General features: G+C 66.8%; 9 protein-coding genes and 1 pseudogene. 3 read left to right on the top strand and 7 right to left on the bottom strand.

The window, feature by feature from the left end; translation table 11 throughout:
- Window positions 1-50 precede the first annotated feature (50 nt).
- On the bottom strand, window positions 51-1,073 hold the full coding sequence (locus tag ACQZ2L_RS24220; RefSeq protein ID WP_430328178.1) for a zinc-dependent alcohol dehydrogenase family protein: 1,023 nt from the start codon (window positions 1,071-1,073) through the stop codon (window positions 51-53).
- A gap of 212 nt (window positions 1,074-1,285) precedes the next feature.
- On the opposite strand from ACQZ2L_RS24220, the gene ACQZ2L_RS24215 reads away from it, so the two are divergent.
- On the top strand, window positions 1,286-2,200 hold the full coding sequence (locus ACQZ2L_RS24215) for a LysR family transcriptional regulator (RefSeq protein WP_430328177.1): 915 nt from the start codon (window positions 1,286-1,288) through the stop codon (window positions 2,198-2,200).
- Window positions 2,201-2,578: 378 nt separating this feature from the next.
- Here ACQZ2L_RS24215 and ACQZ2L_RS24210 read toward each other — a convergent pair whose 3' ends face one another.
- The 4 genes from ACQZ2L_RS24210 to ACQZ2L_RS24195 form a co-directional block, all read right to left on the bottom strand.
- Window positions 2,579-4,957, bottom strand: a complete 2,379-nt coding sequence (locus tag ACQZ2L_RS24210) for a TonB-dependent siderophore receptor (protein WP_430328176.1) — start codon at window positions 4,955-4,957, stop codon at window positions 2,579-2,581.
- 20 nt (window positions 4,958-4,977) lie between these two features.
- The gene (fhuF, locus tag ACQZ2L_RS24205) at window positions 4,978-5,685 is read right to left on the bottom strand and encodes a siderophore-iron reductase FhuF (RefSeq protein WP_430328175.1); all 708 of its coding nucleotides are present in this window, start codon (window positions 5,683-5,685) and stop codon (window positions 4,978-4,980) included.
- Window positions 5,682-7,349, bottom strand: coding sequence for a cyclic peptide export ABC transporter (locus tag ACQZ2L_RS24200; protein WP_430328174.1), 1,668 nt, complete (start codon window positions 7,347-7,349; stop codon window positions 5,682-5,684). The genes fhuF and ACQZ2L_RS24200 overlap by 4 nt, the downstream gene beginning before the upstream one ends.
- 112 nt (window positions 7,350-7,461) lie before the next feature.
- Entirely contained in the window at window positions 7,462-8,394 is a 933-nt protein-coding gene (locus ACQZ2L_RS24195; RefSeq protein WP_430328173.1) for a FecR family protein, read from the bottom strand.
- A 253-nt stretch (window positions 8,395-8,647) separates the two neighbouring features.
- On the opposite strand from ACQZ2L_RS24195, the gene ACQZ2L_RS24190 reads away from it, so the two are divergent.
- Together ACQZ2L_RS24190 and ACQZ2L_RS24185 are read left to right on the top strand one after the other, a co-directional pair.
- Window positions 8,648-9,976: a lysine N(6)-hydroxylase/L-ornithine N(5)-oxygenase family protein gene (locus tag ACQZ2L_RS24190; RefSeq protein WP_430328172.1), complete on the top strand. Its 1,329-nt coding sequence runs from the start codon at window positions 8,648-8,650 to the stop codon at window positions 9,974-9,976.
- A pseudogene (locus ACQZ2L_RS24185) lies at window positions 9,970-10,590 on the top strand (GNAT family N-acetyltransferase); the annotation flags it as partial. The gene ACQZ2L_RS24190 and the pseudogene ACQZ2L_RS24185, both read left to right, overlap by 7 nt.
- Before the next feature lie 136 nt (window positions 10,591-10,726).
- Here the strand turns inward: ACQZ2L_RS24185 and ACQZ2L_RS24180 are convergent.
- Together ACQZ2L_RS24180 and ACQZ2L_RS24175 are read right to left on the bottom strand one after the other, a co-directional pair.
- A complete protein-coding gene (locus ACQZ2L_RS24180) occupies window positions 10,727-11,674 on the bottom strand; it encodes an alpha/beta hydrolase (RefSeq protein ID WP_430328171.1) in 948 nt (315 codons plus the stop codon).
- A 32-nt stretch (window positions 11,675-11,706) separates the two neighbouring features.
- Window positions 11,707-16,387 (bottom strand): amino acid adenylation domain-containing protein (locus tag ACQZ2L_RS24175; RefSeq protein ID WP_430328170.1); only part of this gene is annotated, 4,681 nt, incomplete at its 5' end.

The raw sequence follows: 16,387 nt of genomic DNA, 5'->3' as shown, positions 1-16,387 counted from the left end.
CGGCCCTCTCCAAGGTGGACTGAAAACCGCCAGCCTGGCGGCAGCAGGTTTCAGACCTGGCCCATGTCCAGCACCACCCGGCCGCCGCATGGGCACTCGTCCATGTAGCGATGAGCCTCGACCACCTGGCTGAACGGATAGACCTTGATGATCTGCGGCGTCAGCAACTGGTCAGCCGTGAACTGGTTGATATCGCGCAGCGCGCGCTGCAATGCCACCTGATCCTGGCTGATCCCCAGCTCCGGCTTGCCGGTAAAGTTGCCAATGCAGTGCACGTAGAACTGGATGTTCTTCTGAAACGCCGCACACGCCGGGAATGGCGTCTGGTTGCCGCCCTGCAGGCCATACAGCACCAGACTGCCACGCGGCGCCAGCACATCACCCAACAGCGACATCTGCGGCCCACCCAGGCCGTCGAGGACCATGTCCACGCCGCGCCCGTCGGTGTACTTGCCGATCTGCATGAGCAGATCCTGCTCCTCGGTGACGATGACCTTGTCGGCGCCCAGGCCCAGCAGATACTCACGCTGTTCCGGCTCCTTGGTTGCAGCAAACACCTTCAGCCCCAGTGCCTTGCCCAACTGGACAAACGCCGGCCCGGCGCAGTGGCTGGCATCAGTGACCAGCGCGGTTTGCCCAGCCTTGGCCCGCGCCAGATCAACGTAGGCGAAGTAGGCGATCAGCAGCGGCGTGTAATGCACGCTCGCTTCGACCGGGGAGAGAATATCCGGGTAGCGGGTGATCGCCGTGCGCGGCAAGACGATGACGTCACCGTACACCGGATGATCATTGGCGCTGGTGGCCGGGAAGCTCGCTACCCGATCACCCACGGCTATATCGTCGACGCCAGCACCTACAGCGGTGACCACACCGGCCATTTCATGGCCGATGCCTGCTGGCAAGCGCGCCTTGGACGGTGCCAGGTTCTGCCGCCAGAGCACGTCGTACCAGCTGACGCCAATCGCTTCGACGCGGATCTGCAGCTCGCCGGCAGCAGGCGACGGCGCGCCCTGCTCCTCGATGCGGAGCACATCGGCGGCGCCGAAGGAGTGGAATCGGATCATGCGGGACATCGCATACCTCGCCTGTGTGAATCTCGTATTACCACGAACTTTATCCGGGCTTTCACCGTTAGACCATCAGTGGCGATTAATAGTCGACATGCCTGTCATTGATTGGGCCCCCTGCAAAATTGCAGATTGGCTCCCGGAAATCGGTGCAGGGTAACAGCCTTTGGCCGTAAGATTCACCCCTGCCCACCTCTGGCGATAGGCTAAGCGCATCGATGAACCGTAACGACCTGCGTCGTGTAGACCTCAACCTGCTGATCGTGTTCGAGACGCTCATGCACGAACGCAGCGTGACTCGCGCCGCCGAGAAGCTGTTCCTCGGCCAGCCCGCGATCAGCGCCGCGCTGTCGCGCCTGCGCAATCTGTTCGACGACCCGCTGTTCGTGCGTACCGGCCGCAGCATGGAGCCTTCGGCGCGCGCGCAGGAAATCTTCGCCCTGCTCTCCCCCGCGCTCGACTCGATCTCCACCGCCGTCAGCCGCGCCGCCGAGTTCGACCCGGCTACCAGTACCTCGGTGTTTCGCATTGGTTTGTCCGACGACGCCGAATTCGCCCTGCTGCCGCAATTGCTCAAACGCATCCGCGCCGAAGCCCCGGGGATCGTGCTGGTGGTGCGCCGGGTCAACTACCTGCTGATGCCGACCCTGCTCGGCTCAGGCGAAATTTCGGTGGGTGTGAGCTACACCAGCGACCTTCCGGCCAATGCCAAGCGCAAGGTATTGCGCCGCAGCAAGCCCAAGCTGCTGCGCGCCGACAGCATGCCCGGCAGCATCACCCTGGACGACTTCTGCGCCCGGCCGCATGCGCTGGTCTCGTTCGCTGGCGACCTGTCCGGGTTCATCGATGAAGCGCTGGATGAGATTGGCCGCAAGCGCCACGTGGTGCTGGCAGTGCCTCAGTTCAATGGGTTGGGGAGTTTGCTGGGCGGGACTGACATCGTTGCCACAGTGCCGGATTACACCGCGGCAGTGCTGACCGCTGGTGGTGGGTTGCGGGCCGAGGATCTGCCGATTGAAGTGCGTAGCTTCGAGCTGCATATGGCTTGGCGTGGGGCTCAGGATAATGATCCGGCGGAGCGGTGGTTGCGGTCGCGGATTCAGATGTTTTTTGGCGATCCTGAGAGTCTTTAACGTCCCCTCCTTCAGGCAAACCTCTGGATGAGCCCGATTGCTGCCTTCAACACCTTAGTCACCCTCGAGCAACGCTTGCGAACGACTGGAAGCTCATGCTCTCTTTGGAACAACATGTACAGTACCCGCGGCGATGTATCTTCTGATTAGCTTTTTCCTCGCCGATGGGAACGTAAAGACTACCGGGCACTTCGTTACGGGCGTCGTGCTCAGTAAATCACTCCGGTCTCTCTAAATGCCAGATGACCGCTGCTGCCCTACGACCTCACCGCCTTTCTGCCCGAAGACATGGGCGGTGACCCGTACGAATGCGTGATCAAGGGCGACCTGAACGTCATCATGTGATGGCTGCGCAGCCGCCCTTGCCGGTGCGCCGGCTTACCAGTTGTAGGTCACAGTGCCGTACAAGGTGCGCTGCTGGCCATACTGGCAACCCACGTTGCTGAAGCAGCCGGCCACGTAGTCCTCGTCGAACAGGTTGGTGGCGTTCAACGACACCTCCAGCCCGTCCAGCGACTTGTCCACCTTGCCCAGATTGTAGGCTACCAGCGCGTCGACCACGGTGTAGCTGTCGACCTTGAAGCTGTTGGCCGAGTCACCGTAGGTGCTGCCCACGTAACGGGCGCCGGCGCCAATGCGCAGGCCTTCGAGCAGGCCGCCCTGGAAGCTGTAGTCACCCCAGATCGAAGCCATGTGCTCAGGGATGCGGAACGGCGTATTGCCCTTGGTGCCCAGGTCCGACTTGGTCACCTCGACATCGTTCCAGGTGTAGCTGCCGATCACGTTGAAGCCCTTGCTGATCTCGGTCTTGGCTTCCAGCTCCACGCCCTGGGAGCGTACTTCGCCTTCTTGGCGCGAGAAGCCGTTGACGTTCTCGGTGGCGTTCTGCTTGGTCAGGTCAAACACTGCCAGGGTGTACAGGCTGTTGCCGCCCGGCGGCTCGTACTTCACACCCACTTCGTACTGTTTGCCGACCTCCGGGTCGAGCTGCGAGTTGTTGGCGGTCACGCCCATCACCGGCAGGAACGACTCGCTGTAGCTGGCATACGGGGCAATGCCGTTGTCGAACAGGTAGACGATGCCGGCACGGCCGCTGAACTTCTCGTCCTTCTGGGTCTGCGGGTCGCGGTCGTCCTTCTGGTTGCTGGCCCAGTCGTAGCGGCCACCGAGCAGAAACACCCACTTGTCGATCTTCAGTTGGTCCTGCAGGTACACACCGGTCTGCGACAGCTTCTGCTCGTAGCTGGCACGGCTGAACGGGGTGAAGCCGAGCGGCTGACCATACACCGGGTTGTATACGTCAAACAGGCCGTTGATCAGGTTCAGCGACTGGTCCTGGTCGAACTTGCCGTTGTTGTAGTCCACGCCGGTCAACAGGGTGTGCTCCACCGGGCCGGTGGCGAAGTTGGCCTGCACCTGATTGTCCATGGTGAACAGGCGCCCGTCGCCCTTGCGCGCATCGGCGTAGCGCATGTACTGGTCGGCGATCGGCATGAGGATGGCGATCTCCGCGCTGGACTGGCGGTAGTCGCTGTAGCGCACGTTCTGGCGCAGGGTCCAGATTTCGTCCAGGTGGTGCTCGAACACATAACCCAGCGAGGTTTTCTCGTTGGTCATGTAGTCGTAGGCGCTGTCGCCGACATAGGTGTCACGGTCCAGGCGCCCGCGCGGGTCATGAAACACCGTGCCCTGGGCCGGCAGCGGGTTGGCGAAGTTGCCGGTCTGCTTCTGGTATTCAGCCAGCACAGTCAGTTCGGTGTCGGCGTTGGGCCGGAAGCTCACCGCCGGGGCCAGGTACTCGCGGCGGTTGGTGATGTGGTCGGCCTGGGCATCGGCTTCGCGGAACAGACCGGTCAGGCGGTAGCTCCACACGCCCTCCTCGTCCAGCTTGTCGCCCAGGTCGAAGGCCGCCTGCTTGTAGTCATGGTTGCCCGCCTGCAACTGCACCTGGCGCAGCGGCTCGGTGGTCGGGCGCTTGCTCACCAGGTTGATCTGGCCACCAGGGTCGGAGGCGCCGTACAGCACCGAGCTGGCCCCGCGCAGCACTTCGATGCGCTCCAGGCCATAGGGCTCAGGGGCGTCCCACCCTAGAAAGTCCGGCAGAAAGGTGCGGGTGCCATCGCGCAGCATGCGCCCGGTGCCCTGCTGGAAGCCGCGAATGGTCAACTGGTCGGTGACGAACTGCGGGCCGGCAAGCTCCGAGTTGATGCCCGGGGTGTAACGCAGGGCCTGGGCCACGGTCTTGGGTTGCTGGGCCTGGATCTGCTCGCGGGTCACCACCGACACCGAGTACGGGGTTTCCAGAATCGGCGTGTCGGTCTTGGTACCGGCCGAAGCGCGCTTGGCCACGTAGCCATCGTCCGGGGTCACCGAGCTGTAGGCCTGGCCGGAGATGCTGGTGCTCGGCAGCATCAAGGCCGCATCGTCACTGCTGCCCTGCAGGGTGACGTGGTTGCCTTCGATGCGGTAGGCGATCGAGGTGCCCTGCAGCAACTGGCGCAGCGCCTCTTCCGGCTCCATCTGCCCGGACACGCCGCGGCTGCGCAGGCCCGAGACGGTGTCCTGGTTGTAGATGATCTGCAGGTTGGCCTGGTTGCCCAGGTCGGACAGCGCCGAGGCCAGCGGTTTGGCCGGGATGTCGATGCGCACGGGCTCGGCCTGGGCCGGCAGTGCAGCGGCGATGGCCAGGCCCAGGGTGGCGGCGGCGATGCAGCGGCGCAGCCGTATGGCCGGTTGATTCAACGAAAAAGCGCTCATGATGCTCCTGACAATTATGGTTATGTTGGCGTATTGATAAGGTTCTGGCGCCTGGCCAGCGGGCAGACCACGCAGCGCTGCAACGGCAGGCGCTCACGCAGGCAACAGACCCGCCGCGTCACCCCGGCAGCATCGCGCCGCAGGGCTGCACGCAAGGCACCGCAGGCATCCTGCCGACGGGTATCGCGAAAATGCGCGCGTGCTTCCCCCAGCGCACGGTCGGGCAGCCAGCCCTGGGCCATGTCCAGCACCCAGTCGATGCACAGCGCCACGTTGCCCCACAGCAGCCGCGGTGCCAGCCCGGTGTGGGCGGCGAAACGGCTGACCAGGGGGTGCAACAGTTGTTCTTGCAGCAGGTCCAGCAGGCGCGCGCCATTGCGCTCGCCAGGTACCGCGCCTGGGGGCAGCGGCAGGTGCAGCTCGGCCGGCGCGCCCTGGGCGTCGACGGTCATGCGCAGGCGGGCCGGGTCCAGGCTCGGCGGCTCGGGCTCCAGCAGCCCGCCCAGCAGCAGCGGCGGCAGCAGCAGCGCGCAGCTTGCCTGGTGCCAGTGCGATGCCACCGCCCGCGGGTCGGCCTGCGGCCAGGTGCGGGCATAACGCGCCAGGGCAGCGCCCAGCAGCTCGGGCTCCAGCCAGCGGCTCAGCGACGGCGCATCGCTGTGCGGCAACTGCCGCCAGCGTGCGGCCAGCGGCTGCAGGTCCGCCGGCAGGCGCTCGGCCAGGGTCACGTCAGGTCGGCCTCGGTGGCACCAGCGTGCTGGCGTACCAGGCGGCCCTGCTCGATGCGCAGCAAGGTGTCGGCAGCGTCGAAGTAACGGTCGTCGTGGGAAATCACCACGATGGTCTTGCCCAGGCGCTGCAGGTCGGGCAGCAGCTCGGTGTAGAAGATGCGGCGGAAGGTCGGGTCCTGGTCGGCGGCCCATTCGTCGAACACCAGCACCGGGCGGCCTTCGGTCCAGGCCTGCAGCAGTGCCAGGCGCTTGCGCTGGCCGGTGGACAGGTCGAGGGTGGAGAAACGGCCATCGTCGAGGCTGACCTTGTGGGCGATCTCCAGGCGTTCCAGGTAGGCCATGGCATCGGCCGGCACATCGCCGCCGGCCTGTACCAGGTCCTCGAACAGGAAAAAGTCCGACAGCACGGTGGTGAACAGCTGGCGGTAATCGTCACGCTGCTGTTCCCCCACCGATGCGCCGTCCAGCAGCACGCTGCCGCTTTGCGGCACGTACAGGCCCAGCAGCAGCTTGATCAGGGTGGTCTTGCCGCCGCCGTTCTCGCCGACGATGAACACGATCTCGCCCTTGCGCAGCGACAGGTTCACCGGGCCAATGGCAAAGCCCGGGGCACCGTCTTCAGTGGCGTACTGGTAGTGCACGTCGCGCAGTTCGATGCTGTCGATGGCGGTGCGGGCCGGGGCATCCTTGGCTTCACGCAGGCAGGGCTCAGGCGAGCTGAACAGTTCCGAAAGCTCCGCTACCCGGCGGAACGCCACCTGGGCGCGGCCGATGTTCGGCAGCGTGCCCAGCAGGTGCTCCAGCGGGCCTTTCATGTACAGCAACACCAGGATGAAACCGCTGAGGGTGGCGGTGCTGGTACTCGGCCACATGGCCTGAAAGCCCAACGCCACGCCGATGACGATGAAGAACAGGGTCGAACCCACGCCCTTGGCCACGACGAACTGGTTGATCGAGTTGACCTGCTTCTGGCAGATCGCATCGGCAGTGCCTTCGATGCTCTCGCCCAGCAGGCGCAGGCGGCGCGGGCGGTTGATGCGCAGCTCCTTGGCGCCCTCGGCGATGGAGCGGTAGTGCTTTTGCAGGTCGTCTTCCAGGTCGCGGGCCTCGAAGAAGCCCTTGATCCCCCGGGAGCGGGCATAGAACTGCGCCACCGAGCCCAGCAGAATGGCCACGGTGGTAGTGATGAACATTGCCGGCGACAGTTGCACCAGGTACACCAGGCAGCCGAGGGTCACACTGGCCGACACCGCCAGCGGTGCGAAGGCGAAGGCAAAATCGCTGATGGTGTCGACGTCGTGGGTCAGCACCGGGATCAGCCGGTGGCTGCGGTAGCGCTCCAGCTGGTCGATCGGCGCGCTGAGAATCTTCAGCCCAAGTGTTTTGCGCAGCCGGGCGATCACATGCTGGCCGACGTAGTTGGTGCCGATGTCCGAAACCACCGAACCCAGCAGCGCCAGCAGGCACAGGCCGGCAAAGCCCAGCAGCAGGCCGCGGCTGGCGCCGCCTTCGGCGTGCAGAGCATGGTTGATGGTGGCCAGCAGGCCGGTGATGCTCAGGCCGCCGAGAATACCCAGCACGGTCGAGACCAGCAGCAGCGGCCAGAACGGGCGCAGAATCTGGGTCAGTTCACGCAGGTTGGTTTTTGGAGGAGTGCTCATCGTCGGGGTTCCAGGCGGGTCTTGCCTGAACGACGAATGAGGTTGGTTTTTGTTCAGCGAATTTTCTGGGGGCGCCTATCTCGTGTTGCCTGTACCGGTCCCGGCGTACGCCTCAGCGCGACGAGATCATGATCACGCCATCACCCTGGCGCAGTTGCACCGGCAACACCCGTGGCAGGGCTTTGACCAACTGGCTCAGGTCGCGGGTGTCGTAGATGCCGCCAAAGCGCAGCTCGCCGACCGTGCTGCTGGCGTCCAGTTGCAGCGGCACCTCGAGGTAGCGGTTGATCCGCGGCAGGGCGTCGCGCAGGCTGATGTCATCGAGCATCAGCTTGCCGTTGCGCCAGGCCAGGACCCGCGCCGGATCGGTGCGGCCCAGCTGCAACATGCGCCCGTGACGTACCACCGCCTGCATGCCGGCGGTCAGCTCGGCGCCGTCGTTGCGCCCCTCGCCGCCGTCGTTGCGCGACACCAGCACGGTGCCCTCGGTCACGGTGACGGTGGTCTGCACCTCGGCGGTCCACACATTGAAGTGCGTGCCCGTCACCCGCACCCGGGCATTGTCGGCGCTGATTACAAAGGGTTTGTCGAGGTCGCGGCGCACGGCAAAGTAGGCCTCGCCATCGCGCAGCAGTACCTGGCGCTGGTCGCGAAAACCCAGGTACAGCAGGCTTGTGCGCAGGTTCAGCTCCACCTCGCTATGGTCGGGCAATAGCACCTGGCGGCGGCCCTGCTCGGCCATGTAGTAACGCACGCTGCCGGGCAGCACGCCCCACGACCAGCCTGCGGCCCAGGCGCCACCTACCGCCAGCAGCACCGCTGCGGCACGCGCCAGCATGGCGCCAGTGCGCCGGCGGCGCACAGGCAGCGCTGCGGGTGCTGCCGGGCGCGGCGGCAGCTGTTCGCTGACCTGCCACACCCGGCACATGTTCAGGTACTCCTCCGCATGCACCGGGTCGGCGTCGTACCAGCGCAGGAATGCGATGCGGTCGGCGTCGCTGCACTCATCATCGAAATGCAGGCGCACGCACCAGTCGGCGGCCATTTCGCTGGGAGTCTTAGGGGCTTGGGGAGGGGTTGGCATATGCGGCTGGCGGTATGGAAATTTCGCCAAGCTTACTCCATGTCAATGGCTTGTGGTGGCCTGGGGGGGCCAATTCTGCGTTTTTAAGAATTAACCCCGTCGCCGGTACAGGTATCGCTGAACATCCCTGCCGCTCATTCGTCAACGCTGATGAACGGCCCTGCACCGCCCCCTGTTGGCGACCCAGGGCAGCCCATCAAAGGAGGATCCGCGCATGCCCAGCACCCAGTTCTTCGACGTTATCGGCGTCGGCTTCGGCCCATCCAACCTGGCCCTGGCCATCGCCCTGGAGGAGCAGGCCGAAAACGGCGCCCGCCGCGCGCGCAGCCTGTTCCTCGACCGCCAGACCGACTACCACTGGCACGGCGACACCCTGGTCAGCCAGAGCGAACTGCAGATCTCGTTCCTCAAGGATCTGGTCACCCTGCGCAACGCCACCAGCCGCTACAGCTTCGTCAACTACCTGCAGCAGCACGGCCGCCTGATCGACTTCATCAACCTCGGCACCTTCTACCCCTGCCGCATGGAATACAGCGACTATTTGCGCTGGGTGGCCACCCACTTCACCGACCAGTGCCAGTACGGCGAGCGCGTCGAGCGCATCGAGCCGGTCAACAACGGTGGTGGCGACATCGAGCTGCTGGACGTGATCTCGGTCGACAGCCATGGCCGCGAGCACCGCCGGCGCACCCGTTCGGTGGTGGTCGGCACCGGCGGCACGCCGCGCATCCCCACGGTGTTTCAGGGCCTGCGCGACGACACTCGGGTGTTCCACCACTCGCAGTACCTGAGCCGCATCAACCAGCAGCGCTGCGCCCGTGGCGAGCCGATGCGCATTGCCGTGGTCGGCGGCGGGCAGAGCGCCGCCGAGGCCTTCATCGACCTCAACGACAGCTTCCCCAACGTACGCGTCGACCTGGTGCTGCGCAGCGAAGTGCTCAAGCCTGCGGACGACAGCCCGTTCGTCAACCAGATTTTCGCCCCGGAAAACACCCACCTGTTCTTTGACCAGCCCGAAACCGAGCGCGAGCGGCTGATCAGCGAGTTCCACAATACCAACTACTCGGTGGTGGACCTGAACCTGATCGAGCAGATCTACGGCATCTTCTACCGCCAGAAAGTCTCGGGCAAACAGCGCCACGCCTTCCGCTGCCGCACCCAGGTGCTCAACGCCAGCAGCCAGGAGCACGGCGTGCGCCTGCAGGTGCGCGACATCGCCACCGGCCAGGAAGAGGCCCACCACTACGATGCGGTGATTCTCGCCACCGGCTACGAGCGCAAGTCGCACAAGGCCCTGCTGGCGCCGCTGGCCGAGTACCTGGGCGACTTCGACGTGGAGCGCAGCTACCGCGTGCGCGCCACCCCGGCGCTGAAAGCCGGCGTGTTCGTGCAAGGCTTCTCCGAGGCCAACCACGGCCTGAGCGATACCCTGCTGTCGGTGCTGCCGGCGCGCGCCTGGGAAATCTCCGAAGCTCTGCTGGCCAACGCCGAGGCCACCGAACTACGCGACGAACGCCAGCGCCTTAAGGAAACTGCCGCATGAACATGAGCACCGGGCCACTGCGCCCCGCCCTGCCCCGCAGCAAGCCCAGCGGCGAGCTGTACCGGCGTTTCGACGAGCGCGTGGGGGCGTGGTTCTCGCTGCGCACCCTGGACATCGAGGCCGATCTTGAGCGCTTCAACCGCTGGCAGAACAGCGCCCGGGTGGCGCACTTCTGGCAGGAGCAAGGCAGCCTCGACGAGCACCGCGAATACCTGCAGAAGGTCGCCGACACCCCGCATATCTTCAGCCTGATCGGCTGCTTCGACGACGAGCCGTTCGCCTACTACGAGGTGTACTGGGCCCAGGACGACCGCATTGCGCCGTTCTACCCGGCCGGCGAATTCGACCGCGGTATCCACATGCTGGTGGGCGAGGAACACCACCGCGGGCCGGCCAAGGTCGACTGCTGGTTGCGCTCGCTGGTGAGCTGGCTGCTGCTGGACGAGCCACGCACCACCCGCGTGGTGGCCGAGCCACGAGCCGACAACGCGAAGATGATCGGCTACATGGAGTCGGTGGGGTTCAACATGGAGAAGGAATTCGACTTCCCGCACAAGCGCGCCGCGCTGATGCTGCTCGAGCGCAGCGATTTCGGGCCGGTGCTCGCCGGCTGATTCATCGCGGGACAAGCCTTGGCAGCGCATGAGGGCTGGCAGGGGTTCGCCGAGGGTTCTTCAGTGCCTATGAGATCGAGCGCCGCCCGCGCGGCGCTCGATCTCATAGGCGCTGAAGATCTTTCGGCGAACTACCTCAAGCCCTGAACGCCTCCCCCAGGCTCCCCGCCATCTGCCCATACACCTCATCAATCCCCGGCATGATCGCCGCCATGCGCAACAGGTCGTGCGTCGCGGCATAGCGCTGGCAGTTCACCGCCACCCCCGCCTGCTGCAAGCGCTCGGCATAGGCCTGGCCTTCATCCAGCAGCGGGTCATACTGCGCCAGGGCGACGAAGGCCGGCGCCACACCGCTCAGGTTTTCACACAGCAACGGCGAAAAACGCCAGTCCAGCCGGTCGTCCGCGATGCGCTGGTACTGCTGGTAGAACCACTCCAGCGTCGCGCTCTCCAGCAAATAACCCTCGTCGAACAAGTCGTTGGACACCGTGGTGCGCGACGCATCGGTGCTGGGGTAGCACAACAGCTGCAGGCGGATCTGCGGCGTGCCGGCCTGCGCCGCCTGGATCGCCAGCACGGTGGCCAGCGTCGCCCCGGCGCTGTCGCCGCCCACGGCCAGGCGGGCAACGTCCAGGCCATGGGCCGCGCCCTCGGCCAGCAGCCAGGCCAAGGCGTCCTCGGCATCGAACACCGCGGTCGGGAAGCGCTGCTCCGGCGCCCGGCGGTAATCCACCGCCAGCACCGCGCAAGGCGTGCGCGCGGCAAGTTCGGCGCAAATACCGTCATGCGAATCCAGGCTGCCGACCACATAGCCACCACCATGGAAGTACAGCAACACCGGCAACGGCCGGTCGCCGGCCTGCGGCGGGCTGTACAGGCGCAAACCCAGCACCGCGCCGTCGCGGCTGCGGGCGCTCAGCGTCTGGCGCTGAACCTGCGGCCAGGCCCAGACCAGCCCGCGCGAGGCCTGCTCGAACTCCTCACGCGCGGCCTGCGGGCTCAGGGCATGCAGCGGCGGGCGGCCGGCGAGCCGGCCCTCCTCCACCAGGTCCAGGAACGCGCTCAATTCAGGGTGCAAAGACATACCGGTTAATCCTTCAATAGCAGGCGAACGGCTCATGTCGGGCGCCCGCACAGGTTGATCAGCTCGTGCAGCTGGGCCTCGAAGGCCTCCATCAGCGCTTGCACGGTTTGCGGGCGGTAGCGCTTGCGGCTGTATATGCAGCGCATGGCCAGCTCACCGTCCTGCACCTGGCCGATGATCTCCAGCCAGTTGGCCAGCGGCGCCGTCGGGCTGTGGAAGTCGCCCAGGCTTTCGCCGGCAGCGCCAAACAGCCCCTGGCCATCGCTGGCCTGGTCCAGTTGCCCCAGGTAGTTGAAGGTGATGCGCGGCTGCGCCAGGCCCGCCAGGGCTTCACGCACCTGGCTGCGGCCCAGGTAACGCAGCACGCCGTAACCCAACCCGCGCCCGGGCACCTGCGCCAGTTGCTCGCGCACTGCCCGCAGCGACTCGCCCGGCGTGCCGGCACCGGGGTTCAGGTGCAGCGGGAACATGCTGGTGAACCAGCCCACGGTACGGCTCAGGTCCAGTTCGTCGAACAGGTCCTCACGGCCATGGCCCTCCAGCTGCACCAGCATCGAAGCCGCCTGGCTCCAGCCGCACACGGCCCGTGACAGCGCGGTCAGCAACAGGTCGTTGATCTGCGCCTGCAGTGCTGCCGGGGCCACCTTGAGCAGGCGCGCGGTGGCCTCGCTGTCCAGGCGCAGGTGCGCCTCGGCCTGGGTTCCCACCAGGTTGCGCCCGCGCGGGTTGTCCACCGGCAGTTCGGCTGGTGCATCGCTGCCCAAGTGCTGCTGCCAGTAACCCAGCTCGGCCTCGCCCTCGGGGCTGCGGGCCAGCTGTTGTAGGCGCCGGGCCCAATCGCGGTAGCGGCTGGTCGGCGCCGGCAGTTGCGCCACCTGGCCGCGGCTCGCCGCCTGGTAGGCCGCCAGCAGGTCTTCGACCAGCACCTGCCACGACACCCCGTCCACCGCCAGGTGGTGCACCACCAGCAACAAGCGCTCGCCGCCCTCGGCCAGGCGCGCATGCAGCACGCGCAATAGCGGCCCCTGGGTCAGGTCGAGGCTGCGCTGGGCACGCTGGATGGCCGCCTCCATGGCGGCGCTGTCGGCCAGTTGCTCCTGCCACAACACCGGCACTTGGGCCGCTTCTTCTACGCTGGCATAGCGCTGTAACCCGCCCCCTGCTCCTTCGACGAAGCGCAGGCGCAGGGCCTCGTGGCGCACCAGCAACTGCTCCACAGCCTGTTGCAGGGCATCGCCTTGCAAGGGCTGCAGCACATCCAGCAACAACGCCTGGTTGAAGTGCCCGCGTTCGGCCATCGGCACCTCGAACAACCACTGCTGGATCGGCAGCAGGTTGAACAGCTCGCCATCGGCCAGTTGCACTTCGCCCTGCTGCGCGACCTGCGGCGACGCATCAGCCAGCAACTGGGCAATGGTCGGCCGGCGCATCAGGTCGCGCAGGCGGATTTCCCGTTGCAGGCCGGGGTGGTTGCGTACCCGCGACACCACCTGCAGGCTGAGGATCGAATCGCCGCCCAGCTCGAAGAAGTTGTCCTCGACGCCAACCCGCTCGACACCCAGCACCGCTTGCCAAATGCCAGCCAGGACCTGCTCCTCTTCGTTGCGCGGGGCGACGAAGCGGCTGTCCTGGCCAATGACCGGCGCCGGCAGCGCCAAGCGGTCGACCTTGCCGCTGGCGTTCAGCGGCAACGCCGGCAGCAGCACCACGTGGGCCGGCACCATGTAGTCGGGCAAGCGCGCCCGCAGGCGCTGGCGCAGCGACTCGCCCAGCCCTTCGCTGGCCGCGGCGGCCACGTAGGCCACCAGTTGCTTGCCGCCCTGCCCGTCGCGGGCCACCACCACGGCACTGTGCACGTCTGGCTGGTGGCGCAGGCGCGCCTCGATTTCGCCCAGTTCGATACGGAAGCCACGCACCTTCACCTGGTGGTCCAGCCGGCCCAGGTAATCGAAGGTGCCATTGGCGCGACGCCGTACCAGGTCGCCGGTGCGGTACAGCCTGCCGCCGTCGCTGAACGGGTCGGCGACGAAGCGCTCGGCGGTCAGCCCCGGGCGGCCGTGGTAACCACGGGCCAGGCCCTGGCCACCGATGTACAGCTCACCGGCCACGCCTTCGGGCACCGTGTTCAGCTCGGTATCCAGCACATGCAGGGTGCGTGCGCCAACCCGCTCGCCAATCGGCGCGTAGGCCGCGCCGCAGGTAGTATCGCCCTCGGCGCGCCACAGCAGCGGGGTGATCACCGTCTCGGTCGGGCCGTAGCCGTTGATGATCGCCCGTGGCCGCAAGGCCGCGCGGGCACGTTCGAAGGCCGCGTCCGGCACCGCGTCGCCACCGAAGCAATACACCCGCACCGGCGGCGCCGTGCCGTCGGCCTCGGCCTGGCTGGCCAAGGCCTGCAGGTAGGCCGGCGGGAACGCCGCCACGGTGACTCCGTGGCGGCCCATGGCGGCCAGGGTCTGCTCGGGGGTCCACAGCTCATCGTCGCGCAGCAGCACGCTGCCGCCGAACAGCAGCGGCACCAGCCAGCGCTCGTGGGCACCATCGAAGGCGAATGACATGAAGTGCAGTTCGCGGTCCGACGGGCTCATGCCGTAGCGCTCGCCGATGGCCTCGCAGTGCATGGCCAGCGGCCCATGGGCCACCGCCACGGCCTTGGGCTGGCCGGTGGAGCCGGAGGTGTAGATCAGGTAGGCCAGGCTGTCGGCGTGCAGGTCCACGGACGGGGCGGTGGCCGGCAGGCTATCCAGCGCCAGGTGGTCAAGCTCGGCGCGCGGTACGTCGCCCAGCGCGGGCAGCTGCTGCGCAAGGCTCGAATGGGCCAGCAGCAGGTGCATGCCTGAGTCGCGCATGATGAACGCCAGGCGCTCGGCCGGGTGGCTGGTGTCCAGTGGCAGGTAGGCAGCGCCACACTTGAGCACCGCCAGCAGTGCCACCGGCCAGTCGGCGCTGCGTGGCAGGGCCACGCCGACCACCTTCTCCGGACCTGCGCCTTGCGCCTGCAGCCAGTGCGCCAGGCGGTTGGCGCGCGCCTCCAGCGCGGCGAAGCTCAGGCGCTGCTCGCCGCACAGCACGGCGTCCGAGTCCGGGCTGCGGCGTGCCCATTCGGCGATGCCCTCGGTCACCGTCGGCAACGGGCGCGTCGCCGGCAGGCGGTTGGCCTCGGCCCGCGCCAGCAACTCGCCCTCGGCGAGCATGGCCAGCTCGCCCAACGGGCGCTCGGCGCCGGCGCAGAAGCCTTCGAGCAGTTGTTCCAGGTGGCGGCGAATGCCCTCCACTTCGGCCAGGTTGAAGTGCTGGCGCAGGAACATGTACTCGATTTCCAGGCTGTCGCCGAGGGTCACCATCAGGTCCATGGCGTAGTTGGTCACGCCATAGCCGCGCACGGTCTCGAACTGCAGCTCACCGTCGTCCCACTCGCTGAGCAGGCGGTCTACCGGCTGGTTTTCGAATACCACAATGCTGTCGAACAGCGCCTGCCCGCCGCGGCCGGCCCAGCGCTGCACCTGGCTGAGCGGCGTGTGCTCGTGCTCGCGGGCCGCCAGGTTGTAGGCCTGCAGGGCTTGCAACCATTCGCCCAGGGGTTGCTCGGGGCGTGGCGCCTGGACGATCGGCAAGGTGTTGATGAACAGCCCCAGGGTGTCCTGGGCGCCGGGCAGTTCTGCCGGGCGGCCCGACACGGTGGCACCGAAGGCCACGCAGCGTTGGCCGGTGTAGCGTTGCAGCAGCAGCAGCCAGGCCGCCTGTACCAGGGTGTTGAGGGTGACCCGCTGGCTGCGGGCGAACTGTTTCAGGCGCTCGGTACGGGTCTGGTCGAGGTGGCTGTAGATGGCCTGGTGGGCCGCCTCGCCACGCTCGCCGGCCAGGGCCTGGGCCAGGAAGGTGGGTTCTTCCAGCGCTTGCAGGCGCTCGCGCCAGAAGCGCTCGCTAGCCAGCGGGTCGCGGCTTTGCAGCCAATCCAGGTAGTCGCGGTAGCGGCCCGGGTTGGGCAGCGCCTGGCCCAGGTAACGGCGCAGCACCTGACCGATCAGCAGCGACAGGCTCCAGCCGTCGAGCAGCAGGTGGTGGTAGGTCCACACCAGCCGGTAGCGGCGCGTGCCCAATTGCACCAGCAGCAAGCGCTGCAACGGCGCCTGGGCCAGGTCGAAGCCGCGCTCGCGCTGCTCACGGGCAACGGCCTCGGCCTCCTCGGCAGTAAAGGTGCGGCCCTGCCAGTCGAGTTGCTCCGTCGGCAGGCTGACGCATTGCTGGATCACCTGCATGGCGTCGGCAAAGCCTTGCCACACGAAGCTGCCGCGCAGGCTGTCGTGGCGGTTGCTGACTTCGTCCCAGGCCGCGATGAAGCGCGCTGCGTCGAGGCCGTCGATCACCACATCCAGCTGGTTGACGTACAGGTCGGTGCCGCTGTCCAGGGCGTGGAACAGCATGCCTTGCTGCATTGGCGACAGCGGCACGATGTCTTCCACGGCCTCCAGCGCCACCGGCAGCGCGGCGCGCTCGGCGTCGCTCAGGGTGCTGAGGTCCAGCCGTGCCACAACCTGGGTGGCGGCCTGTTGCAGCGGCTGCGCCTGGGCCGCCAGGGCGCGAACGCTCTGGTGCAGGAACAAATCGCGCGGGGTCAGGGCCAAACCGGCGTCGCGGGCACGGGCAACCACCTGTACCGAAACGATCGAGTCACCGCCCAGTTCGAAGAAGTTGTCCTCGGCGCCCACCTGT

The organism is Pseudomonas shirazensis, from assembly GCF_050496565.1.
Lineage (GTDB): Bacteria > Pseudomonadota > Gammaproteobacteria > Pseudomonadales > Pseudomonadaceae > Aquipseudomonas > Aquipseudomonas shirazensis_A.
This window is presented reverse-complemented; position numbering and strand designations above follow the sequence as displayed.

Excerpts from the sequence above, each read along its gene's own strand:
- ACQZ2L_RS24190 (WP_430328172.1), top strand. The coding sequence starts at position 8,648 with ATGCCCAGCACCCAGTTCTTCGACGTTATCGGCGTCGGCTTCGGCCCA.
- ACQZ2L_RS24210 (WP_430328176.1), bottom strand. The coding sequence starts at position 4,957 with ATGAGCGCTTTTTCGTTGAATCAACCGGCCATACGGCTGCGCCGCTGC.
- ACQZ2L_RS24200 (WP_430328174.1), bottom strand. The coding sequence starts at position 7,349 with ATGAGCACTCCTCCAAAAACCAACCTGCGTGAACTGACCCAGATTCTG.
- ACQZ2L_RS24180 (WP_430328171.1), bottom strand. The coding sequence starts at position 11,674 with ATGTCTTTGCACCCTGAATTGAGCGCGTTCCTGGACCTGGTGGAGGAG.
- ACQZ2L_RS24195 (WP_430328173.1), bottom strand. The coding sequence starts at position 8,394 with ATGGCCGCCGACTGGTGCGTGCGCCTGCATTTCGATGATGAGTGCAGC.
- ACQZ2L_RS24215 (WP_430328177.1), top strand. The coding sequence starts at position 1,286 with ATGAACCGTAACGACCTGCGTCGTGTAGACCTCAACCTGCTGATCGTG.
- ACQZ2L_RS24220 (WP_430328178.1), bottom strand. The coding sequence starts at position 1,073 with ATGTCCCGCATGATCCGATTCCACTCCTTCGGCGCCGCCGATGTGCTC.